The 22,748-nt window shown below is 40.0% G+C and carries 17 protein-coding genes and 1 pseudogene; 7 read left to right on the plus strand and 11 right to left on the minus strand.

Annotation, left to right across the window (positions count from 1 at the left end; genetic code table 11):
* The first annotated feature begins 74 nt into the window (after nucleotides 1-74).
* Complete coding sequence (locus tag JMN32_RS03275) at nucleotides 75-482, plus strand: OsmC family protein (RefSeq protein ID WP_202854847.1); 408 nt, start codon at nucleotides 75-77, stop codon at nucleotides 480-482.
* Here JMN32_RS03275 and hutI read toward each other — a convergent pair.
* Both hutI and JMN32_RS03285 read right to left on the minus strand, forming a co-directional pair.
* Complete coding sequence (gene hutI / locus JMN32_RS03280; protein WP_202854848.1) at nucleotides 479-1,735, minus strand: imidazolonepropionase; 1,257 nt, start codon at nucleotides 1,733-1,735, stop codon at nucleotides 479-481. The two genes, JMN32_RS03275 and hutI, sit on opposite strands and share 4 nt — an antisense overlap.
* A 66-nt stretch (nucleotides 1,736-1,801) precedes the next feature.
* The gene (locus tag JMN32_RS03285; RefSeq protein ID WP_202854849.1) at nucleotides 1,802-2,833 is read right to left on the minus strand and encodes a hypothetical protein; all 1,032 of its coding nucleotides are present in this window, start codon (nucleotides 2,831-2,833) and stop codon (nucleotides 1,802-1,804) included.
* Between the two features lie 241 nt (nucleotides 2,834-3,074).
* On the opposite strand from JMN32_RS03285, the gene JMN32_RS03290 reads away from it, so the two are divergent.
* Nucleotides 3,075-4,331 carry a DUF3667 domain-containing protein gene (locus tag JMN32_RS03290; protein WP_202854850.1) on the plus strand — a complete coding sequence of 419 codons (1,257 nt, stop codon included), beginning with the start codon at nucleotides 3,075-3,077 and terminating at the stop codon, nucleotides 4,329-4,331.
* Here JMN32_RS03290 and JMN32_RS03295 read toward each other — a convergent pair.
* Nucleotides 4,320-4,795 (minus strand): annotated as a pseudogene (locus tag JMN32_RS03295) (ClbS/DfsB family four-helix bundle protein). The gene JMN32_RS03290 and the pseudogene JMN32_RS03295 sit on opposite strands and share 12 nt — an antisense overlap.
* Nucleotides 4,765-5,274: a hypothetical protein gene (locus JMN32_RS03300; protein WP_202854851.1), complete on the minus strand. Its 510-nt coding sequence runs from the start codon at nucleotides 5,272-5,274 to the stop codon at nucleotides 4,765-4,767. The pseudogene JMN32_RS03295 and the gene JMN32_RS03300 overlap by 31 nt, the downstream one beginning before the upstream one ends.
* A 142-nt stretch (nucleotides 5,275-5,416) precedes the next feature.
* Here JMN32_RS03300 and JMN32_RS03305 point away from each other — a divergent pair, with 142 nt between their 5' ends.
* From JMN32_RS03305 to JMN32_RS03315, 3 genes are all read left to right on the plus strand, one after another.
* On the plus strand, nucleotides 5,417-6,589 hold the full coding sequence (locus JMN32_RS03305; protein WP_202854852.1) for a serine hydrolase domain-containing protein: 1,173 nt from the start codon (nucleotides 5,417-5,419) through the stop codon (nucleotides 6,587-6,589).
* Between the two features lie 345 nt (nucleotides 6,590-6,934).
* On the plus strand, nucleotides 6,935-8,101 hold the full coding sequence (locus tag JMN32_RS03310) for a hypothetical protein (protein WP_202854853.1): 1,167 nt from the start codon (nucleotides 6,935-6,937) through the stop codon (nucleotides 8,099-8,101).
* 17 nt (nucleotides 8,102-8,118) lie between these two features.
* Complete coding sequence (locus tag JMN32_RS03315; RefSeq protein WP_202854854.1) at nucleotides 8,119-9,690, plus strand: BCCT family transporter; 1,572 nt, start codon at nucleotides 8,119-8,121, stop codon at nucleotides 9,688-9,690.
* A gap of 323 nt (nucleotides 9,691-10,013) precedes the next feature.
* Here the strand turns inward: JMN32_RS03315 and JMN32_RS03320 are convergent, their stop codons facing one another.
* The 4 genes from JMN32_RS03320 to guaA form a co-directional block, all read right to left on the minus strand.
* Entirely contained in the window at nucleotides 10,014-10,832 is an 819-nt protein-coding gene (locus tag JMN32_RS03320; protein ID WP_202854855.1) for a hypothetical protein, read from the minus strand.
* Nucleotides 10,833-10,910: 78 nt separating this feature from the next.
* Complete coding sequence (hemL, locus tag JMN32_RS03325; RefSeq protein ID WP_202854856.1) at nucleotides 10,911-12,200, minus strand: glutamate-1-semialdehyde 2,1-aminomutase; 1,290 nt, start codon at nucleotides 12,198-12,200, stop codon at nucleotides 10,911-10,913.
* Complete coding sequence (locus JMN32_RS03330) at nucleotides 12,181-13,944, minus strand: ABC transporter substrate-binding protein (protein WP_202854857.1); 1,764 nt, start codon at nucleotides 13,942-13,944, stop codon at nucleotides 12,181-12,183. Before JMN32_RS03330 ends, hemL begins: the two co-directional genes overlap by 20 nt.
* Before the next feature lie 86 nt (nucleotides 13,945-14,030).
* Nucleotides 14,031-15,560, minus strand: coding sequence for a glutamine-hydrolyzing GMP synthase (gene guaA / locus JMN32_RS03335; protein WP_202854858.1), 1,530 nt, complete (start codon nucleotides 15,558-15,560; stop codon nucleotides 14,031-14,033).
* A gap of 172 nt (nucleotides 15,561-15,732) precedes the next feature.
* Here guaA and JMN32_RS03340 point away from each other — a divergent pair, with 172 nt between their 5' ends.
* Nucleotides 15,733-16,542 carry a M48 family metalloprotease gene (locus tag JMN32_RS03340; protein ID WP_449528496.1) on the plus strand — a complete coding sequence of 270 codons (810 nt, stop codon included), beginning with the start codon at nucleotides 15,733-15,735 and terminating at the stop codon, nucleotides 16,540-16,542.
* Nucleotides 16,543-16,627: 85 nt separating this feature from the next.
* Here JMN32_RS03340 and JMN32_RS03345 read toward each other — a convergent pair whose 3' ends face one another.
* Genes JMN32_RS03345 through JMN32_RS03355 form a run of 3 tightly spaced genes read right to left on the minus strand, consistent with a single transcriptional unit; the run spans nucleotide 16,628 to nucleotide 21,005 of the window.
* Nucleotides 16,628-17,932, minus strand: coding sequence for an amidohydrolase family protein (locus JMN32_RS03345; protein ID WP_202854860.1), 1,305 nt, complete (start codon nucleotides 17,930-17,932; stop codon nucleotides 16,628-16,630).
* An 11-nt stretch (nucleotides 17,933-17,943) separates the two neighbouring features.
* A complete protein-coding gene (locus JMN32_RS03350; RefSeq protein WP_202854861.1) occupies nucleotides 17,944-19,296 on the minus strand; it encodes an amidohydrolase in 1,353 nt (450 codons plus the stop codon).
* Nucleotides 19,297-19,316: 20 nt separating this feature from the next.
* The gene (locus tag JMN32_RS03355) at nucleotides 19,317-21,005 is read right to left on the minus strand and encodes an amidohydrolase family protein (RefSeq protein ID WP_202854862.1); all 1,689 of its coding nucleotides are present in this window, start codon (nucleotides 21,003-21,005) and stop codon (nucleotides 19,317-19,319) included.
* 220 nt (nucleotides 21,006-21,225) lie between these two features.
* On the opposite strand from JMN32_RS03355, the gene JMN32_RS03360 reads away from it, so the two are divergent.
* Nucleotides 21,226-22,713 (plus strand): hypothetical protein, encoded by a 1,488-nt coding sequence (locus JMN32_RS03360; protein WP_202854863.1) that lies wholly within the window; start codon nucleotides 21,226-21,228, stop codon nucleotides 22,711-22,713.
* Nucleotides 22,714-22,748 lie beyond the last annotated feature (35 nt).

Raw genomic sequence — 22,748 nt, forward strand, 5'->3', positions numbered from 1 at the left:
GTCTTAAATTAGCCAGTATCTATTAATTTAAATCCAAGTCTCAATTACTCAATTCAATATTTCAATTCTAAAACATGAAAACCTTAACCAAAACAAGATACATTTCAGATTACGAATACGAAGCTACCAATTCTCAAGGGCTCAAAGTAAAGATTGACATGAAGAATCAGGACAAACTTGACCAATCACCCATGGAGTTAGTTTTGTCTGCCCTTTCCGGGTGTATTGCAGTAGAAGTGGCCCTGATGATCCAAAAAAGAAGAAAGACACTGACCGACTTTGTAATTGAAGCCGAGGGTACAAGAAGGGATGAGGCGCCTAAATATTATACGGATATACACTTAAAATTCGTACTCACCTCACCGGATGCCAACGAAGAGGAGTTAGGGAAAGTGGCCAAACTTTCACTTGAGAAATATTGCTCTGTGGCCTCTTCACTAAAGGCTGACATTACTTTTAGTACTGAGATTATCAGAGGTTAAACCGCATCAAATAAACCTTTATTAATGATTTCACCATTGAGTATGGTCGTATGAACATGGTTTGAACCAAAGGCATATGGCATATAGGCATATGAAGGCATCTCTGTAGTAATAAAGACATTAGCCACCTTACCTTTAGTAATACTACCATACTCTCCCTGAAGCTCCAGTGCATATGCCGTATTTATGGTTGCTGCATTGATAGCCTCTTCGGGAGTCATTTTCATCCTTATGCATGCCAGTGATAACATCAATGGCATACTACCACAGGGAGCACTTCCTGGATTATAGTCAGTAGCCAAGGCTAGTGGCAGGCCTGCATTGAGCATCTCTCTGGCCGGAGGGTATGCCGTGCCCAGAAAAAATGCAGCCCCAGGCAATAGCGTAGGCATTACATCAGTATTTTGTAGAGCCTTCACCTCTTCTTCTCCCATAGCTTCAAGATGATCAACACTGATGGCTTTCGTTTTTACCCCTACCTGAACTCCACCGGATATGTGCAATTGGTTCGCATGGATTTTCGGCTTCATACCAAACTTTTTACCATGTTCCATAATGTCTTCAGTCTCTTCTGGGGTGAAGAAACCTTTTTCGCAAAAAGCATCGATATAATCTGCAAGTCCTTCTTCGGCGATTGCCGGGATCATCTCCTCCTTGATCAGCTTGATATAATCATTACGATCTGCGTATTCCTTAGGAATAGCGTGTGCTCCTAAAAAAGTAGTTTTTACTTTGAGGGGGCTGCTCTCCCCTATTCTTTTGGCCACTCGCAACATCTTAATCTCATCCCTAGTAGTCAGACCATATCCACTTTTTATCTCAACAGCTCCTGTTCCCAACCCTATGATCTCTTGAGCCCGAACCATTGCTCGTTCAAAAAGCTCGTCTTCAGTGGCCTGCTGAAGTTTTTTGGCAGAGTTCAGTATACCACCTCCCCTAGCCGCTATCTCCGCATACGACATGCCCTTGATTTTATAAACAAACTCTTCCTCTCTACTTGCAGCAAAGACGAGGTGTGTATGCGAGTCTACAAACGATGGAAACACAAACCGACCGGAGGCATTGATCACCTCATCGGCGCTAATGACCGACATATCTGTCATATATCCAAAATTCTCAATTTTACCATCCTTCATGTGCAGGAAAGCATTTTCCATCACCGGCAATTCGGCCATGTCTTTGCCCGCCACCCACTGCGGACTGGCATCTCTAACCTGTACAAGACCTTTTATATTTTGAATAAGTATCTCCATAACACAAAAATAAAAAAGGCTGATACTTCATGGTACCAGCCTTAGAATTTATTTCAATATTTTATTTTATTTACCAAATGCTTCAACAGAGTAATCAAGATTGGTACTATAAACCGGAAAGCTTATCTTAACCAAAGCGTAAAAACCTTGTCCCTTAACTCCTGGTCTTATCCCCACTTCTCCACCATAGCTCCAGCTTAATGTTCTATTAAACTTACCATCAATCCCTGCTCTGAAGCCAAATATATTTGTATCAAGTACATCAGAAGAAAAGGTTCTTCCATCCACCCGAATGTCATCCAGACCCACTGACGGAGCTATTATGATATCAAAAAATGCGGTAAGAATAAGGTCATCAACACCCTCCTGATATTTATTATCAAAATCAACCGCCACATTACGTATCCAGCTCATTGACCCTCCCAAGTAAAGCCCCGCAACATCCATACTTGTAAAAACTTTCAGATCCTCTGGCTCTCCATTGGCATCCTGACCTATTGGAATAGGGTTGCCTAGCTCATCCTGAAAAACATCCATGGTTTTATCCTGTGCATCTAGCAATCTGTTCACATCTATACCGCTGTCAAAAAACATCCCTCCTAGCCTTGCTCCATAGATTTTCCTCACTTTACAAGGTATTTCAGCGCTCAACGGTACGCGTGACGCCCACTTATCCCCTTTATAGCTCTTCTTGTATAAATACATCTTGGTTTTAGAGCTTTCATCAAAATCCTTAATGTGGTAAGTTCCTCCAAACTCATAATAGTTAAGAATAGCGATCTCATTGGTCACCTCACTATTCTTGTGAGCAATATCTCTTGTAAGGTCAAATTTCCTTGAATAAGTTTTTCTGGTATGTGCTCGAAACTGCATCTTATCTCGGTGGAAGTACGTAGCCTCCAAGCCGAAACCTGCATTAACGTTGGCTTTCCACAACTCTCCGTATATAGGCTGAAACTGCACAAATAGAGAGTTTATAGCGTATGGCTCATCATACAGTTCTTCGTATGTTACGGGCTGCTTGTCACTTCTTTTCTGAGCATGCGTAGTTACTGCTGTAAGAAGAGAAATTATAGAAAAAATGAGAGACTTTTTCACTGTGATTAAATTAAAAAATAAGGTTTACCAACCGGACACAAGTTAATCAAAGATATAAAAATAATAAAATTTGAGATACAAAAGCGATTTTTTTCATTTTCAACCATAGCTGAGTCCACACTGCACCTCGTAATATATGTATTTTAGAGATGGAAGGTAACTAATATTTAACTATTTACAGAATTCATTTTCATCACAGCTTCATTTTTCCATAATTTGCAAGCCCATATTAAACCGTGCCATGAAAATAAGAAGGAAGACCAATCAGTGCTTCAATTGTGGATATACATTAGATCACGTTTACAACTACTGCCCCAATTGCGGACAGGAAAACAATGACAACAATGTATCTTTCGGCACACTTGTAGGTGACTTTTTCAGTACATATTTTGCTGTAGACTCTACTTTTGGAAGAAGTATTAAGCCTTTTTTCTTCAAACCTGGTTTTCTTACCAACCGGTACATAGAAGGCAAAAGAGTAAGCTACGCACACCCTTTGAGACTATACCTGATCATAAGTCTGTTCTACTTCTTTGTATTTACCATGGTAGGAAAGAAAATAGTTCAAGACACCAACGATCACAATATAATAGAAAACGCGTACAGTCTCAGCAATATCCGGGATTTAAACAAAGACACCCGCAAAAAGCTTCAGAAACTGATCCCTGAACAAACGTTGACCAAAATGAAAGATGACCTGAAGGGTGAGGACCTGGAAGATCTTCAAAAAGTTGTTCAGGATAACCTATCAGAAAAGGACCTGGCCTCATTAAAATCAGAGCTAACCCCTGATGAACTAATGCTACTGGGAATTTTTGTCCCTGATAGCTTACTGACAACACCAGCCACACAAGACTCATTGACTGTTAACGACTCTACTTCAACAAGGAAGTTTCTGGCCTCTAAAGAAATATCTGTAAATGCAGATAATAATGCCAACATCCTATCAAGGATAGACTGGAGCCTAATCAGTAAACTTAAAGACAATCGTGATTATAGCGATGAGCAAATACTAGATTCCTTAAAGCTGACAAACCTCACAACATTTGAAAAGCATATTGCCATGCAGTCAATCCGTGTGATGCGAGCTGACAATGAGCAAATCGTGGAATACATATTAAAAAATCTTCCATTGATGATGCTCATCCTTATCCCAATCTTTGCTTTTACGCTTAAAATTCTATATATACGAAAGAAAAACAGCATGTATATAAACCATCTTATACATGGTCTTCATTTGCATTCATTTGCCTATCTTGCTTATGGCATAGGCCTTTTGTTCATGATCTATATGATGGAAGACGAAGAAATTCAGGGGGCAATAGGTTTGGTCACCTTTGCTATCGTTTCAACCTATGCTTATTTTTCATTTCTGCGAGTATACCATCAAGGTTGGTTCAAGACCCTCATCAAGTTCAATATCGTAGGGTTTATTTACATATGCTTCATTAGCATATTCTTTATGGGAGAAATGTTACTATCTATGTTACTTTATTAGTCTCTGCTTTTTCTTACATTTCTTTATTAATTTTGAGGCCCAGTCATAATGACTTGAAGTCGCTGAAATCATGTAAGCTCCTAACGAGGTAGAGTCTGTCCACTTGTAACTTTTCTTCTCAAACAACTCGTCATTGGCATGCCCTTTGATCACCTCCTGCAATTCAGCAAATGAAGCATCCAACATCTTCCTGACATCCATCAACTCAACATTACAGTACCTGATCCTAATTTCTTTATTCAACTCAGGCATCGTTTTCCATGTATAGCCCTTTGCTGGCATGTCATCATTAAATGCCAATGATGCAGATGCCCCAATACATCTCTGATATTACGATTCATGGTTCCTTTCAGAAATTCTGCCTCCCTTTCTGCGTCAGAAAAGGAATCAACATAATCATTGAGCTTTTTAAAGCTTGAACTACTCAGGTCGATCAACTCTTCTTTGTTTTTTGGTCTGGACATAGCTTTTGATTTAGGTCTTTAACATGTTTACTGAGGTGGTTAATTACAACTTCCAAATGTTCAAGTCTTGAATAACTTCTTGATCCCTTTTTATAAGGTATCAGAGTCACTGATGAATCAAAGATGTGATTACAGATAGTTTTCTGAGCTCCCCTGAGCCTTTCAAGTAGATTTTGAACAGAAACGGTCCTATTCAAATCGACGCTCTGCCTGTTTACTTCAGCCAATGAACCTTTTAGCAGGTCAGGCTTTCGTTTTGCAGATACATCTTTCAAGTTTCTGGCAAAACTCTCATGCCAAAACACCAAATGCCCTAGTACATCTTTAGCTGACCAAAGTGGGTAAACCATCTGGTCAAAATCCAGGCTAGAGTTAAATATATCAGCAACTGCTTCCACTTTACTTTGCAAAAGCTCTAAGGCTCTGGCAACCTCCTCTTCCGCCGATGCATTAATTGAATTTGAAGTTTTTTTTAGCATAGCCCTAATTTCTGCATGGTAAAGCTATGCTACCCCCTTAGCAGGTCATTTCGATAGCTGACCTTTATCATGCCTCTTTTACTCATCCTTAACCTTTAGTAACAATTTTTCTCCTCGATCGTCTATCTTGAAATTTAGGAGTATGTACCGATTCTATCTATCAATTATTACCACATTTTTATTCATCACCTCATTTGCTCAAGGAAAACTAGATTCATTAACTCAAGAACTAAATAAACTACAGCACAATAGTCATCTTACTGGGTTTGCCGCTGCCATTATTGATAAGGATGGTATAGTATATGCGCAGGGGTTCGGCCATGCTAATAAAGAAAAAAATATTCCATATACCCATCAAACAGTACAACCCATTGCTTCTATTTCTAAAACTATACTTGCCGTTGCTCTAATGAAGGCTCAGGAACTAGGCAAACTAAATCTTGACGATAACATTAATAACCATTTGCCTTTTAAAATTGTAAATCCCAATCATCCTGAAAAAACAATTACTATAAGGCATCTGGCCAACCACACCTCAGGGATTCTGGACGGTGACTCGTACGAAAGGACGTACCTTTTCCAAACCGATATTCAGCCATTTTATCATAAACTCAGTAAGGAAATTAGAAAAGATACAAAAACACTCGTTGAGTTATACAATATGAATGAAATCATGTCCCTTGAAGAGTTTATAAAAAAACAATACGTACAGGGAGAGATATGGTATTCTGATAAGCATTTTTCAAAAAAACCTCCTGGGAGAACATACAAATACAGTAACATGGGAGCCAATATAGTCGCCTATATAATTGAACAAGCGGTTGAAGAAGATTATAGAAATTTTGTTCAAAAACATATTTTAAATCCTCTTCATATGGACAATTCTGGCTGGAGGTCAGAAAAGTACCACCCACAAAATGAGGCTACTCTATACTGGTATGGTTACCCTATACCTGAATCGGATCTGGTTACATATCCTGATGGCAGTTTCATGACGAATACTGTTGACTACGGTAAATTCCTTAGTACAATGATCCAGGGATACAATGGAATGGACAATATATTAAGTCATAGCAGTTATATAGAGATGATGAAACAGCCGGATTCGAGTGATTTAAAAAAAGGTATTTTTTGGAGTGTTAATAATACAAAAATCGGACATAGTGGAAGTGATTTAGGTATTGTTAGCCATGCTTATTTCTTGAAGCAAAATAACATAGGGATAATTGTATTCGTCAACACATCAGATACAATTGACGCTATGTTAGAAGTAAGGAATATATATAGGACAACCCTAAAGTACACTAAACAATAACAACCATATGCACTAATAATTGACACCTTAAAACCAACGCATAAATAGACATAGGTGGGGACTTAAACTGCCTTAGTTTCATAGATTCTCATCAACTCTCTTAACTATTTGAGCAAAAATCACTAAATTGCAAGCATTTTAACCATCGAACATTAAGTCGTATAAATAGTATTCATGTTTTTTAAATCTTTTTTCCATAGGGTGAATATCCCTTTTTCTTATTCAATATTCGATCGCAAAACTGCTCCACTTTTATAGTTTTTCCTCCCGTATACTTAACTATCCGAGCCAATTAGCTTGCGAAATTTGTCATCAACGAACACAAAGTTTCATTAATTAATATTCATGTTTTTTAAATCTTTTATTATAGGGTGCATATCCCTTTTTCTTATTCAATATTCGAGCGCACAAGACAAACCTGAGATTGATATCGGAGGAGCCCTCCGGTTTAACTACAACCTTTCCACATGGAAAGATGGTCAAAAAAGTAGAGGAGGCGATTTTGGTTATGATGTATTCCGTATCAACGCAAAAGCTAAATACAAGGGTGTAAAATTGAACGCAGAGTATCGTTTATATGCCACTGGTTTTGGTGGTGGAATGCTAAAGCAAGGTTGGATCGGTTACGATTTCAATGAAAAAAACAATTTGCAAATAGGCCTTACACAAGTACCCTTCGGCATAACACAGTATAATTCTCACAATTGGTTTTTTAGTATCAATTATTACGCAGGCCTGGAAGATGACCATGATATGGGCGCAAAGTTTTCACATAAAGGTGAAAAAATAGATTATGCTATTGCCTTCTTTAAAAATGCAGAAGAAATGAGTTTTGGGAGTTATTCCGACCACTCAGATAGCAGGTACTCCTATGACATTGCCTCTAAGGATTGGGACGGAGATGGTACTGCTGACCTAAGAAATAAAGAAGTTAATCAACTCAATGGAAAGATCAATTACAAATTTGGTCAAGAAAATATCAAACATAAACTGGGAGCTTCTGCACAATATGGAGGAGTTCAAAATTTGGACACCGAAAAAATGGGGAATCATTATGCCCTGGCGGTACATTATGAACTGAATGCAAGGAAATTTGATTTAAAGGCCCAAGTGTCAAATTATAAAATTGACGCGAAAAACCCCTCAAATGAACCTCGTAACATTGCGGCCATGACAGCTTATGGATACCCTTATTTTATAGCTACTGAGGCGACTACATATACATTGGGAGTTGGTTATAACATTCCTGTGGAGTGGGGTCCAATTTCAAGTATTCAAATCTACAATGACTTTGGGTATGTAGACAAAGCCGAGAAAAATTTTGAAGAAACTATTATGAATGTAACCGGGGCACTGATCACAGCAGGAAATGTATACACCTATGTGGACTTTGCTTCTGGTAAAAATATGCCTTGGCTCAATCCGGATTTTGATAACTCACTAGCACAGGGGTCCTCTACATCAGGCGATTGGAATTTAAGGTTTAATGTGAACATAGGTTATTACTTCTAAAAAGCAAACATAAAATTATGGGTAAAATAAGAAGCGATAAAAAAACTTTTTTTGGCATTAAAGCCAATGGAACCGTATTCGTAACATCTCTACTGATCGTTACAATATTGGTGGCCACCACATTAATCGTTGGTAAGCCAATGGAAAAATACTTTTCAAGTATTCAAACCACGGTAGCTAATAATGTGGGATGGTTCTTTATTATGTTAGTAAATGCGCTATTGATTTTTAGTTTATTCTTAGGCTTCGGAAAATTCAAGCATATAAGAATAGGGGGAAAAAATGCCGAGCCAGAATTTACCAAATTGGGCTGGTTTTCTATGCTATTTAGTGCGGGAATGGGGATAGGCTTATTATTTTGGAGTGTAGCAGAGCCTATCTTTCATTTCGATAGCAACCCGTTTTTGGAAGACCCCGAAAACAAGGTAGAGGCTGCCAAAGAGGCTATGGGCGTTACTTTCCTACATTGGGGTGTCCATGCCTGGGCCTTATATGCTGTAGTAGGTGCTGCACTGGCATTCTTCACCTTCAACCATAAACTTCCACTGACTATCAGATCTGTTTTCTACCCCATCTTCGGAGAGAAAATTTACGGCTGGGTCGGAGACGTTATAGATATTGTCTCTGTAATCGCCACTTTGTTTGGGCTGGCAACATCCTTAGGGTTTGGGGTACAGCAGGTAAATGCAGGGTTAGCATATTTGTTTGATTTTGAAATTAGTATTACCGTACAAGTTATATTAATTGTTGTCATCACTTTCTTCGCTACACTATCTCTGATTCTGGGTATTGATAAGGGAATCCGAATGCTAAGCGAATGGAACATGCGACTGGCATTATTCCTTTTGGTATTTTTATTACTAGTTGGCCCTACCTTATTCTTGTTAAAGTCCTTTGTTCAAAATGTTGGACATTACGCATATGAGTTTTTTGAATTGAGTTTTTGGACCAACTCTTACCAAGGAGTTGGTGAGGAAAAAAATTGGCAAAACTCATGGACTGTGTTCTACTGGGCCTGGTGGATATCATGGTCTCCCTTTGTAGGTATCTTTATTGCCCGTATCTCTAAAGGAAGAACTTTACAAGAGTTTATATTAGGAGTTTTATTAGTACCAACCATACTAACCTTCTTATGGCTTTCTGTATTTGGCGGTAGTGCTATATACCAGGAGCTTATGGGTAATTCCACTATTTCAGAAGCTGTTAATGCGAATGTTGCCACTGCTATTTATTATTTACTGGAGCAATACCCGTTAACCACCTTTGCCTCTATTGTAACCGTGCTGCTAGTGGGAAGCTTCTTTGTGACCTCCTCTGACTCCGGGTCATTTGTTGTTGACATGCTTACTTCAGGAGGAAGGCATGACGCTCCTAAGGGACAAAAAATATTTTGGGCTTCTATGGAAGGATTAATAGCCGCTATTTTATTAATAGGTGGAGGGCTAACAGCATTACAGACTGCATCTATTCTAACAGGCTTACCCTTTGCGCTGATTATTATTGTTATGTGCTTTTCCTTCTATAAGTCATTGTTAAAGTATGTAGAAGAAAACCCAGAAGCTGCTAAACCGCATAAGGAGAAGAAGTAATTCACAGAAAAATGTTTTAGTTGGAGTGTGTATTATTATATCTAGTCATAATGCAACAATAATGCACACTCCTTAAAGTACCTCTTAGAAGGGCAATAGCGAAGATACTAGCCTACAAAACACTCGTCTATAACCTATTAACTATAGGTTATAAAACACTCCATTCATCAAGACCTCACAGACTCTTTATTCGTAATAGGCCTGTTTACATGGTTCTATTTACCGTGTTAATATTGCATACCAAAACTAAGCGTCTAGTTACTAAAGAAGAAGCTGTAGAGTATGTATAAGTTAACTACTTTGCCTATAGCAATACTTGTGGGTTAGTGAAGTCTACTCGTGTCCTCCTCCATTGTATAACGTACAAAGCATTGCCCTAACGCTGTTAGCTCATATTGCTCCATATCATCAAAAGCCGATTTGTATTTGCCGTTTTTAGGCTGTTTGGAAGCAGGCTCGCTGGTTTCAGGATGGGTACTCCTCTTTACCTGCCTTATGATACCACCTGTACTTAAATCTCGAATAAGCAACTTATACAGGTCTGCCTCTGTTGAATCCTCAGCAGGCTCTATTGTGCTTATGTTGTTCCAGATTTGTTTTCTTGTTATACTCTCATGTTTATAAATCTCTCTTATCACCATAAAATGAGTTTCATGATAAGTTTTGATCCAGTCAATAAATAGCCTTACCATGTCATCGGTGGATAAAGTAGATGTTGAGGCATTGGTCAGCAGCCTGCGGATACACTCTTTTTTCTCAGTGGTTTCAGCATCATTCCATTCCTTGAAGCCTTTCCGCACTAAGCCTTGGTATTCTTCACTGGCTATTCTCTCCTGAGCCTCAGATCCTGCATTTTCAATTTTGTCAAGTATCCTGAAAATAACGTGGGCCAACTCCTCTATCTTTCTTTGATGCTCCTCCATCCATAGCCTTTGCAGGTCATTAATCCTTCCCTGTTCCCTTTCCGCATGAAATGCCGACCCCGCTCCTATAAAACCTCCTATCCAAGGTATGTTACTAAGCGCAGAAACAATAAACCTCGTAAGCCTAGCCTTCTTTTCGTGATCATTAATTTTTGCAAGCTTTGATTTTAACTCTTCAATAGAATCAAATGCTAACGTTTCTGAAGTACTTAAGCTCATAGCTGAAAGTAAGTATAAATTTATAGGCTTTATGCAAGAAAAACTTCACCTGGATTTCCCAGATGAAGTCAATGGTATTTATTTAAGAGATACTAACACTTCGTAGTTAGCCTTGATAATGTCATCCGCTATAGACTTATCTATAGCTGTTGATATAAACAAAGTTTCAAATTGTGAAGGTGGCAAATAGACACCATGTTCAAGCATACCTCTGAAGTATTTCCCAAACAATGCAGTATCGGAAGTTTTAGCTGTAGCAAAATCTGTCACTTTCTGATCAGTAAAAAACAAGCTGACCATAGAGCCTAACTGATTAATGGTATAATTAAGCCCTAATTTGTCAAGGTTCTCCTGAAAACCGGCTGCGATATAGGATGTGATGTCTTCTAACTGCTGATAAACCTCCGGATGATCATTAAGATGATTCAGCATAGCCAAACCGGCAGACATAGCAATCGGATTTCCAGAAAGTGTACCCGCCTGATAAACAGGCCCTGACGGTGAAACATAATCCATGATTTCTGCTTTACCCCCATAGGCACCCACAGGCATTCCTCCTCCAATGATCTTCCCCATGGTGGTGAGGTCAGGGATAACACCAAACAACTCCTGCGCACCACCTTTCGCTAGGCGGAAGCCTGTCATAACCTCATCAAAGATCAGCACAATACCTTCCTGATCACACAAATCTCTTAACCCTTGCAAGTATCCTTCCTCTGGTGGAACACACCCCATGTTACCCGCCACCGGCTCTAGTATAATAGCAGCAATCTGATCCTTATTTTTCTCTACAAGGTTTTTTACCGCCTGCAAATTATTAAAAGGAGCAGTTAAAGTATCTTCTGCAGTACCTTTTGTAACTCCAGGGCTATCAGGAGTACCCATAGTAGCAACACCGCTACCTGCTGCTATTAGGAAAGAGTCTCCATGACCATGATAGCAGCCCTCAAATTTCATCATCTTATCTCGACCGGTAAACCCTCGAGCCAATCGCACTGCTGACATGGTAGCTTCAGTCCCTGAGTTTACCATACGTACTTTTTCGATGCCAGGAACCATGCTAGTGATGAGTTCAGCTATCTCAACCTCTTTGGCCGTAGGGGCTCCAAACGACAATGAAGACTTTACAGCTTCGGTAACTGCTTTTTCAATAGCCTCATTTCCATGTCCTAAAACCATAGGTCCCCATGAATTGATGAGGTCAACATATTTGTTGTCATCTTCGTCATACATATAGGCTCCCTTGGAAGACTTGATAAACAACGGATCTCCTCCGACAGCTTTGAAGGCTCTAACCGGCGAATTGACCCCTCCCGGAATGAATTTCTGTGCTTTTGAAAATAATTCTCTACTTCTTTCGATCTTCATTTTTATCTTCTTCTAATTCATAAACCACCTCCAGGCCTTCATCTCCAAATTCCAAAATAGGAACGAGCTTATTGTCCTGAGATTTTTCATAACTATATCCAATCGTTAAATACCCCTTCAAATAACTCTCTTCATCCCACCCCAACTGAAAGTACTTACCATATTTATTCAAACTATGCCCTACAAGGTTCATTAAATCATACCCCATCTCAGCATACTGTGTTGCTGGCACCTTATGTTTTTTTACATACTGATCCCGAAAAATCTCATACTCGTCCGATTCTTTTTGTATATACATTGGGGCATACAGAACGGCTCCAAGGCGATAATACACTTCATAATTAATCACAGGTAAATCCAACCAATCTGCTGAACCAATAACCATAATAGAATCTCCACGAGTCTCTACCGCACTAATCACTTTGGTTGAGATCAGATCATTATTTGAAGCCACAAAAATATAACCGATACTATCCTGAGCTAGCCTGTAATTCCCCTTGGCATCATCTGAAGCCGCATCTTTGATCTTTCCACTAGTCACAAGGATATCCAGTATCTCACGGGTTTCATGTTTCCTGATTTCCTTATTAATTATTATATTAAACCCTTCCTTTTCAATCCTTCGCTTAAAAGAGTACGCCAATGTAGAATCTCTGCTATCCTCTCCATAAAATATTACCCCTGTTTTGCGTCTTGCTTTTTTCGCAACATATTCTGCCATTTTACGCCCCACGGTTTCATTGGTAGGGTGTAGAAGAAATGAATAAGGATTAACGCCAATAACATCAGAATCCATCGATAGCGGATTGATCATATTGATTTTGTTCTTAAAAGAAAAGTCCTGAACTAAGGCTCTGGGTTCTGAAAAAAATGGTCCAACAATCAAGTCCATACTTTTCATCTCCTCTTTAGCCAGTATTCGAGCCGTAGCTACACTATCACGTTGGGTATCATAAGCATACAGTTCCACTTTGATTCCTTGAGCCTCTAATGTATCCATGGCCAGTTGCATGCCCTGATACATATCCAAGATCAACTGATTTACTTTCTTCCTTACGGTTGGCTCTAATCGATCCATTAAAAATGGGAACAGCACCGCTACCTTGTAACTATCTTTAAAAACTGATTTATCAACTTTAATCAGGTCCAACGCCTTTCTATCAAGATTAAACTTGCTAATTAACTCATCAAGCAACTCCTGATCCTGATTTACGAGGGGTTGTTTAGCTACGACAGTGGCTAAAACTTCTCCAATCGCCCTTTCTTTTGGGTGGTTTCTATACAGTTCTTCCAGAAGCTCGATATCCTTTACTCCTGAAAGAACATGATGTTTCAGGTTGAATATGTTTTCCTGAAAATTTTTGTCTTTAATTTCTGCCAGTACATTCAGTCCCTGATTATAATCTCCTGATTCAAAGTATATCTTCCCAAGCCAAAAGTTAACTTCAGGCATCTTTGACCACTTGGGAAAATATGACTTGATCTGTAAAAACATATTTTTGGCCAGTGGTGGGTAACCATCTCTGTAAGCCGCTACAGCATAGTAGAAGGATGCATAAGCAGGAAATGGATTGCTCGCCTCCCGGCTCAAAAGAGGTTTAAAAGCCTCCATAGCCAGGCTGTATTTCTCATCACCAAACAGTTCCTTGGCATGAAGGTACTGCTGCTGATAATTTACCTGGGAATAAGCTTGAAAAGTTCCAATTGACAGACAGACAACTACTAGTATTCTTAACTGTTTCATTCTCATTTTTAGATTCGTATAACCAGTACCAGGCCATATCAATGCATATAGCACTAACCACACCCAGTCATTGATTTAAAGGTGTATTATTCCCACTCTATTGTAGCCGGTGGTTTGGAGCTGATATCATAAACAACTCGGTTAACTCCTTTGACTGTATTGATGATCTCGTTAGAAACATCGGCAAGAAAATCATAAGGCAAATGACACCAGTCTGCAGTCATACCATCGACACTGGTTACTGCCCTAAGGCTCACCACTTGCTCATAGGTACGCTCATCTCCCATAACACCTACTGATTGTATAGGCAGTAAAATTGCACCTGCCTGCCATACGTCATTGTAAAGTCCGGCTTTTTTAAGCCCATTAATAAAAATATGATCAACCTGCTGTAGGATATGCACCTTCTCAGGTGTTATGTCACCCAATATCCTGATGCCCAACCCTGGCCCGGGAAATGGGTGTCTACCCAATATATTTTGATCTATTTCTAATGTTTTACCTACCAAACGCACTTCATCTTTAAATAGTGTATTTAGTGGTTCTACAACCTTTAGTTTCATAAAATCAGGCAATCCACCTACGTTGTGGTGCGATTTTATGGTTGCTGAGGGACCCTTCACTGAAACCGATTCAATTACATCAGGATATATCGTACCCTGACCAAGCCATTTAGCATTTTGGATTTTATGAGCTTCTTCATCAAAAACTTCGATAAATACTCTGCCAATAGCTTTTCTCTTGGCCTCAGGATCCGTTAAACCTTTAAGAGCTTCATAAAATTTATCTTTAGCATCAACACCCTTAACATTCAGCCCCATGTCTTTATATGAATGGAGCACATCTTCAAATTCATTTTTACGCAGAAGGCCATTATCCACAAATATGCAATGCAGGTTCTTACCAATAGCATGGTGTATCAATATAGCGGCAACGGAAGAGTCTACACCCCCGGAAAGTCCCATAACCACCTTATCATCTCCTAACTGCTCTTTCAACGAGGCTACCGTTGACTCCACAAAAATATCAGGCGTCCAGTCCTGAGAACAGCCACTGATATGCACCACAAAGTTCCTTAGTACAACTTTACCTTCCAGGCTATGCGTAACTTCAGGGTGGAACTGGATACCGTAGGTCTGTTCACCCTTTTTCTTGAATGCCGCCACTCTGACGGATGAGGTACTGGCTATTACATCATAAGCTTCAGGCAAATCGGATATGGTATCTCCATGAGACATCCATACTTGTGAATCAATTGAGATCTCTTTCATCAATTCATTGTGCTGATCCACCTTAGAGAGTTTTGCTCTGCCGTATTCTCTTATTTCAGAGGGCAATACATTACCACCGCTTTTCTGAGCCATCAGTTGGGCACCGTAACAAACCCCTAAAACAGGTACTTTACCACAGTACATGTTGATGTCAACATCAGGAGCATCTTCCTGTCTTACTGAGCAGGGACTACCTGAAAAAATAACACCTTTGATGTCGTCGGTAAGCTGCGGAGGATTGTTAAAAGGGTGGATTTCACAATAAACGTTAAGTTCTCTTACTCGCCTCGCTATGAGCTGAGTATACTGGGAGCCAAAGTCCAGGATCAATATCTGTTCTGCCATGCTGCAAAAATAGTATGCCCGATGTGGAAATACTATTAATTTATAAAAAGATGCTGAACACAAATATTGAAGAATGGGTTACCCATTAATTAGTGTTAATATTTATTTAAAGCTTGTTAACATTGTTGGCACAATTTTTACTTCTAAATAAAAAAAATAACCAAAGTTTATGATGAGAAAATTTATACACCTCAGTACCAACACATTACTTTTAGTGGTCCTTGTGATATTTTCTTCATGTGATAAGAACGACAATTTCACGCCTTTCTTTTCAGTTGAAGATGACAAAGCACTGGGAGCACAGGTAAGCCAGGAAATCGCAAATGACCCTTCTTTTGACCTTATTGCTCAAAGTGATAATCCGGAAGCCTATACTTATATTAACAATATGGTAAATGAAATACTGAGTAGCAATGAGGTTGCCTACCGTGATGAATTTGCCTGGGAAGTAACGTTGGTCAATGATGACAACGTATTGAATGCCTTTGCCACTCCAGGTGGATATATCTATGTATACACTGGACTTATTAAATACCTGGAAACGGCAGATGCTTTAGCGGGTGTACTCGGCCATGAAATTGCTCATGCTGATTTGAGACATACCAGTAGAAATTTGCAAAAGCAATATGGTGTTTCTCTCCTTTTGAGCATCGCTTTAGGTCAAGATCCTTCAGCCTTAGAACAAGTTGCAGGGCAAATTGCGGGTACTGTAGCTGGTTTGCAATTTAGCCGTGATTTTGAAGCAGAATCTGATGATGAATCCGTACTGTACTTAGCGGATACCCAATATGCCTGCAATGGTGCAGCTTTTTTCTTTGAAAGCCTGCTATCCCAAAATCAGACAACTCCTCCAGAGTTTTTAAGCACACACCCAAGTCCTGAAAACAGGGTTGCTGACATTAATGCCACTGCCACCGAAGCTGGTTGTGACACCGCACTGGCAACCGACACCGGATATGACGCATTCAAAGCACTGCTATAATTATACTTTTGAATAAAAACAGGCAGAGGAGAAAATTCATAAAAACTTCCCTCTGCCTGTTTTTGTAATACAATATTTTGACGACTTACTTTTTCAGTCCGGGATTTCTTTCCAAAAATTCATCATACAACTTCGTTTGACGACTTTCGAGCGGAATTTTCCAACCTTCAATAAACAGATGTTTTACCTGCGTTTTAGTCTCAAAAGGGTCCCCATCAGCCACAAAAATGTTAGCCACTTTACCTTCCTCTAAAGACCCTAGCTTATCCGACACACCAAAAATCTCCGCAGGCACAATAGTAATTGCTTTCAACGCCTCTTCTTTTCCCATGCCATAGGTAGCTGCAAAACCTGCATTGTAGGGCAGGTTTCTAACGTTTTCCGCATCTCCGGTTTTTATAGCCACCTTAACACCTGCCTTCAACATAATACCCGGGTTAGCATAGGGTCGATCGTATCGGTCATACTCCCTGTTTGGAACACTTAATACTGGTCCGACTATAACAGGTATTTTAGCCTTGGCTAATTCTTCAGCTACTCTCCACCCCTCTGACACTCCAGTGAAAACTGCCTTAATATTTCTATCCGACACCCAATCAATAGCTGTTATTATGTCATTTGCTGTATTAACTTCTACTAATAAAGTTTTCTCCCCCCTTACCACGGGCAGTAAATTTTCCATCTCCGGATAGTATTTCATTTCCTCAGAACTATTTTTAGCCTGGATAGCAGAATCTATCTCATGATATACAACAGCCCTATCCCAGGCCGCATTAAGCTTCTTCAAAGCCTTTTCTGCATCTTTCTTTATTTCTTCCCCGGATCTGCTGTCCCATCTGTTACGCTTACCTGTTGAAGGGAAGTTTAGCACTATTGCTTCAAAGCCTGCATACATCTGATCTGGTGTGTACCCATGAAGATTAACCAAAGCAGCCGTACCTGAAAACAAACTTCCATCCGGCACTGCTAATGATGTGGTAACACCACTGATTCTAGTTACTGGTATAAGCACTGAACTAGGGTTTACAGCAGTTAAAGCCCTCATTTGGGGTATAACGTCTCCTATTTCATTATAGTCACGGGTACGCGCATCTGAGCCTACTTCAGTAAGCCCCAGCCTGGAACCTCCGTCAATCATACCCGGATAAACTGAGAGCCCGGTACAATCAATTACCTCTGCCACCTCGGGTATATTAATATCTTTACCCAGAGCCGCTAATTTACCATCTGCCACAATTAAGGTTCCATTCGAAATAGTACCATTGGTAACCGTAACCAAGTTGGCATTAATTAAGGCAAAAGTACCCTTTCTACCCTTTTCATTCTGTGCCTCCACCTGTTGGACTACCAGCAAAATTACGCTAAAGAATATATATTTTAAGTTCTTCATACCTCTTTGCATTATTTGTAAAATAAAAATTGAGCATCCTGCATACATCTGTCACCTGCATGTCCGGTTCCATAAAGAGTAACATCAATGGTCTCATCCGGGTCGGCGTAGATACGCATATCATCGGCATCATTTTTCCTGTCAAACTCAACAATACCATCCACAATGGTCATCATTGGAATAGTATAAATTGACAAGGGATGGTTTTTAAAGATGGCGACATCTCCATCCTTACCTACTTCTATGGACCCTACGTTTTTTTCTATGCCTAATTGTTTGGCCGGGTTAATAGTAATCATAGATAGTGCCTCATCATCAGACAGGCCTCCATATTTCTGAGTTTTGGCAGCTTCATGGTAAAGGTGACGGATCAACTCTCCACTGTCTGAGTTTATGGAAGTAACAACTCCGTTTTTATGTAGTATTGAAGCATTATAAGCTGTAGAGTAGTACACTTCAAATTTATAGGCCCACCAGTCGGAAAACACCGAGGCCATTGCACCAAACTCCGCCAGCTCAGGAGCCACTTTAAACCCTTCGTTTGCATGCTGAAAAACAAGTTTCTTTATGCCAAAATCTTTGAATACCTGCATCAGCATATAAATCTCATCGGCTCGATATGAGTGGCAATGTACAATTACCTCCCCCCTAAGTATATCAGCCAAAGTTTCAAGCCTGAGATCATATTGAGGGGCAGTGCCTTTGAAGCCCTTATTATTTTTGCCATCGTTGTATTTGTCCCATGCCTGCATGTATTGCTTTGCTTCAGAGAACGAGCTTCTGAAAACTGCCTCAACCCCCATTCTGGTCCTGGGCACAATACCTTGACCTCCACCATGCACTCGGGTGGGGTTCTCCCCCAATGCAAATTTGATAGTCCTCGGTGCCTCTTTCATTCTTAACACATCAGGGTCTACCGTCCCATATCGATGCTTTATTGTTTCACTTTGTCCGCCTATGGCATTTGCCGAACCATGCAAAGCGTGCGAAATAGTAACACCACCAGCCAATGCTCGATATATGGAAACATCCAACGGGTTAATGGCGTCACCGGTCCAAACTTCAGCTGTAACAGGGCTTGTTGCCTCATTAACAGCATCCAGTGCAATATGTGAGTGAGCATCGATGATACCAGGCATTACATACATGCCTGATGCATCTATAATGCGGGTGCCTTTAGGAGTGTTTAAATCTTTGCCTATCCTGCTAATTACCCCATCTCTGATCAGCACATCGGTAGTCTCCAAGGTGCCCTTGGTTATAGTTAGCACAGTACCGTTTTTGATCAGTACTGATCCCTTTTGCTGAGCCTGCACGATCAGTGAAAAAAGGAGTGGTAATACTATTATTATATATTTTTTCATGTTAGTGCGATTTTTAAATATTATTTCTCCGGTACCTTTTCTCCTTCTATCGAGAAACTACCATACTCACCAGGAGTCATTGTACCTTCAAATGTGTTTTCATCGATGGTTACAATTATATCTACCTCAATGGCACTGCCTTCAAACACCACAGTAAACGAAAAAGACAGCTGATTTCCATTTACTGAGATAGCCGACAAGTCATTGGTGTCACCGGTAACGACACTACTGATCGTTCCTGAGTAATTTCCCTCTTCTCCTTTAATAACGATGTCACCAGTATTTACCCCCTGGAAGCCTTCAACGCTATACGTCCACTTACCTATCACTTTCGCTGCTTTTTTGGTTTTAGGTTTATCTCTGTACTCAAACATCTTACCATCAATAAAAACGTATATCACCTTTGAGTCCTTATTGAAATATGACTTATCAGATATCACCAGGTTTGCTATTTTACCTTTGTCCAGCGTACCCATAGTAGCCTCAAGGCCAAAGAGATTGGCTGGAGAAGTGGTCAATGCCGCAAGTGCCGCTTCTTCGCTTAAACCATTTTCAACAAGCTTAGACAAGTTAGTTTTAATATCTTTTGATTTTGCCTCAGCAGTTGAAAATCCAAAAAGCACTCCCTTACTACTGAATAGTGCTGGCTGTTGGTAATGTTTTTTAATCACTTCATCTTTTCTGGCTTGCAGTCGCTTTTTCTCCAGGTCAGCCTCTAACTTTAGAGGCTCCTTTTTATCCACTTTGATTGTATCTGATTTGCCTTGCCCCTCCATTTCAGGTAGATCAAGGGACAAAAACAATTTAATGTCGGAAGATTTCAATTTGTCAAAAATGTCCCACCCCTGTTTTACATCAGCCAGAACAAGATTAAAACCTAATTGACTTCGCAAATCAAGCACACGCTGGATCGACAGTACATCTTCAGCTTTAAATGCAACAGGAATCTGTTTGGCAATTACCGGATAAAATGCCTCAAGAATCCGGTCTGAAGCTGGGCGTTCCATTCCATTTGCACCTTGGGCATATAGCGACTTATAGGCCTTAGCCTGTTCTGCCTGCCTGTATAACTCCCTGTACTTTGCCATTACCCCTATAATTGTATTTGGATAAACCCCAGGAGTACCTGCCAACTGGCTATACAGTGATGCTTGCTGCTTATACACCATAGCATCCGGATTATCCCCGGATAGTAAGATAATGGCACCCTTCCCTGGCAACATTCTTCCATAGGGTACTGTATGTGACACTGTAAACCCCAACCTACGTATTTCATCTACCGATTTATCATTCGGATCAAGCATATCGCGTACATCCCGCTGAGGCTCAATGCCTGCAATATTGTTAGGAGGATTTCCCGGGTCTTTGACTTTATTCTTCTTATCTTCCTCCTTTGGCTTAGGCACCCCGGCGTGAGACAAACCATCAATAAATCCTGCATACACATACATGGAATCTGCCTGTATGACCCTTGCTCCTGCAGGAATATCAATGTTTTGACCAACGGCTGTTATAATTCCATTTTTAATAACCAGCATCCCATTATCAATTATCCGGCCCGGAGCCTGAATAATGTGCGCATTTTTAATAGCATATATGCGCGTAACCGGATCCAGATCATCACTTTGCCCCAGGGATGTAATGTAGCACGCCCCAAGAAAAAGTACCAACAATGCCCGATGCATTAACGCTAACTTTAATCCTGTCATTAATTCAATATTTTAAAAAATTTACACGTGAAATAAGGATAAGAAAATTAGCCACAGTTATAAAGCGATTACTATATGAGCGGTCACAAAACCGTAGAAAAACGATACACCTTATCTACGGTTCAATACACTCATCCTGCAATTGACTACCTTGGCTTATATAAGTGTGTAACTAATAGCGATAATTGTATCATAATAAAAGGTAAAACAAGTCAAAAACATGAGCAAAGATCAAAAACTCAAAAACACACCGAGCCTTTCAGGATTCCTGAAAAGGACAGGAATAATAGCGGTCATCCTGTCCTTTTCATTCAGCACTTTCAGCCAAAAAGTGATTGTAAAGTCCGAGGAAAAGGTAATTGTTACGGACAATAAACAAATCAGAAAAATATCCACTTCCAATGGACTGCATAGCTTCAATATAGAGTATAAGGGACAAATTGAGGTAACGGATGATGACAAAGATGTTAAGTCAATATCTCCTGGCGGCTATCTTGAAATTAGTAAAACTACTTTTGGCAGCCGGAGGTCCTTATTGATTGAAGCTACCTCCAGCGGCCTGCGCAAGGAGTACTACGAAGGAAGAACGAAAACTGACTACAACCCCGACGGCAAAAAATGGCTCGCTGAAATACTACCGGAAGTGGTAAGATCTACAGGTATTGCCGCTGAGAGCAGGATTAACCGATTTTACAGACAAGGTGGTGTTGATGCCGTGATGGACGAAATCTCCAGACTTGAGAGTGATCATGTGCGATCCATATATGGCAAGTTACTACTAAAGAAAGATGAACTTTCAAACAGCGACCGGATATCGGCTGTAAAAGGGTTATCAAAAGAAATCCATTCAGACTATTATCTGTCGGAGATGTTAAAGGACAATTCTGCCATCTTCCTGAAACATGATCAAACTGCCGAAGCTTATTTTGAGGCAGTAGGAGGTATTGGCAGCGACTACTACTCTGCAATAGTTTTAAAAGATGCCCTGAGGGAGCATCAAACTTCTGCTGCATCAATTTCAAAAATAATGAAAGCGAGTAGAAACATTGGCTCCGATTACTATCAAACCACTGTATTGAGCAACGTTCTCGAACAGGAAAATATAGAGGGACCTGTTCTTGCTGAGATCATATACACCTCAAAAAATATCGGTTCTGACTACTACCAAACCCAAGTATTGAGTAAGGCACTCGAAAAGCGTGAATTATCTGACGAATCCTTTATTACTATACTGGATGCTATTTCTGACGTTAGCTCAGACTATTACATGGCAACCGTTTTCACCAAGTTGCTTGACAACAAGCTTCATGACAATGTAAACACAAAACTGATCATACTAGTAGATGAAAAAATGTCGTCAGACTATTATGCTTCCTCCGTACTCAGCAAACTTGCCAGTGAACAGGACCTCAATGATCAATCTCTTGAGCAACTGGCCTCTGCCATTTCAAAGTTAAACTCATCAAACTATGCTGCAGAGGTGATCAGTAAGGCTGCTGAATCAAAGAATATGTCAAAGGCAAAGCTTCTTCCGTTAATAAAAGCTGCCGGCTCTATAAGTTCCGATTACTACGCATCAAGTGCCCTGCAAGCATTGGCACCACATGTCAAAGCCGCAGGTAAAGAAGTAAAGGATGCCTACAGGGTGGCTGCAAAAAAAATTAATTCGGACACTTACTATGGCCAGGCCATACGTGCGATTGATTAAATAAACAATCAACTGTAAGACCAAGCAAGTTCAAT

The sequence above is a fragment of the Fulvivirga marina genome, from assembly GCF_016775155.1.
GTDB classification, from domain to species: Bacteria; Bacteroidota; Bacteroidia; order Cytophagales; family Cyclobacteriaceae; genus Fulvivirga; species Fulvivirga marina.

What these genes read in the sequence shown, in the direction of transcription:
- JMN32_RS03275 (WP_202854847.1), top strand. Translation starts at nt 75, where the DNA reads ATGAAAACCTTAACCAAAACAAGATACATTTCAGATTACGAATACGAA.
- hutI (WP_202854848.1), bottom strand. Translation starts at nt 1,735, where the DNA reads ATGGAGATACTTATTCAAAATATAAAAGGTCTTGTACAGGTTAGAGAT.
- JMN32_RS03290 (WP_202854850.1), top strand. Translation starts at nt 3,075, where the DNA reads ATGAAAATAAGAAGGAAGACCAATCAGTGCTTCAATTGTGGATATACA.
- JMN32_RS03300 (WP_202854851.1), bottom strand. Translation starts at nt 5,274, where the DNA reads ATGCTAAAAAAAACTTCAAATTCAATTAATGCATCGGCGGAAGAGGAG.
- JMN32_RS03305 (WP_202854852.1), top strand. Translation starts at nt 5,417, where the DNA reads ATGTACCGATTCTATCTATCAATTATTACCACATTTTTATTCATCACC.
- JMN32_RS03310 (WP_202854853.1), top strand. Translation starts at nt 6,935, where the DNA reads ATGTTTTTTAAATCTTTTATTATAGGGTGCATATCCCTTTTTCTTATT.
- JMN32_RS03315 (WP_202854854.1), top strand. Translation starts at nt 8,119, where the DNA reads ATGGGTAAAATAAGAAGCGATAAAAAAACTTTTTTTGGCATTAAAGCC.
- JMN32_RS03320 (WP_202854855.1), bottom strand. Translation starts at nt 10,832, where the DNA reads ATGAGCTTAAGTACTTCAGAAACGTTAGCATTTGATTCTATTGAAGAG.
- hemL (WP_202854856.1), bottom strand. Translation starts at nt 12,200, where the DNA reads ATGAAGATCGAAAGAAGTAGAGAATTATTTTCAAAAGCACAGAAATTC.
- JMN32_RS03330 (WP_202854857.1), bottom strand. Translation starts at nt 13,944, where the DNA reads ATGAAACAGTTAAGAATACTAGTAGTTGTCTGTCTGTCAATTGGAACT.
- guaA (WP_202854858.1), bottom strand. Translation starts at nt 15,560, where the DNA reads ATGGCAGAACAGATATTGATCCTGGACTTTGGCTCCCAGTATACTCAG.
- JMN32_RS03340 (WP_449528496.1), top strand. Translation starts at nt 15,733, where the DNA reads ATGAGAAAATTTATACACCTCAGTACCAACACATTACTTTTAGTGGTC.
- JMN32_RS03345 (WP_202854860.1), bottom strand. Translation starts at nt 17,932, where the DNA reads ATGAAGAACTTAAAATATATATTCTTTAGCGTAATTTTGCTGGTAGTC.
- JMN32_RS03350 (WP_202854861.1), bottom strand. Translation starts at nt 19,296, where the DNA reads ATGAAAAAATATATAATAATAGTATTACCACTCCTTTTTTCACTGATC.
- JMN32_RS03355 (WP_202854862.1), bottom strand. Translation starts at nt 21,005, where the DNA reads ATGACAGGATTAAAGTTAGCGTTAATGCATCGGGCATTGTTGGTACTT.
- JMN32_RS03360 (WP_202854863.1), top strand. Translation starts at nt 21,226, where the DNA reads ATGAGCAAAGATCAAAAACTCAAAAACACACCGAGCCTTTCAGGATTC.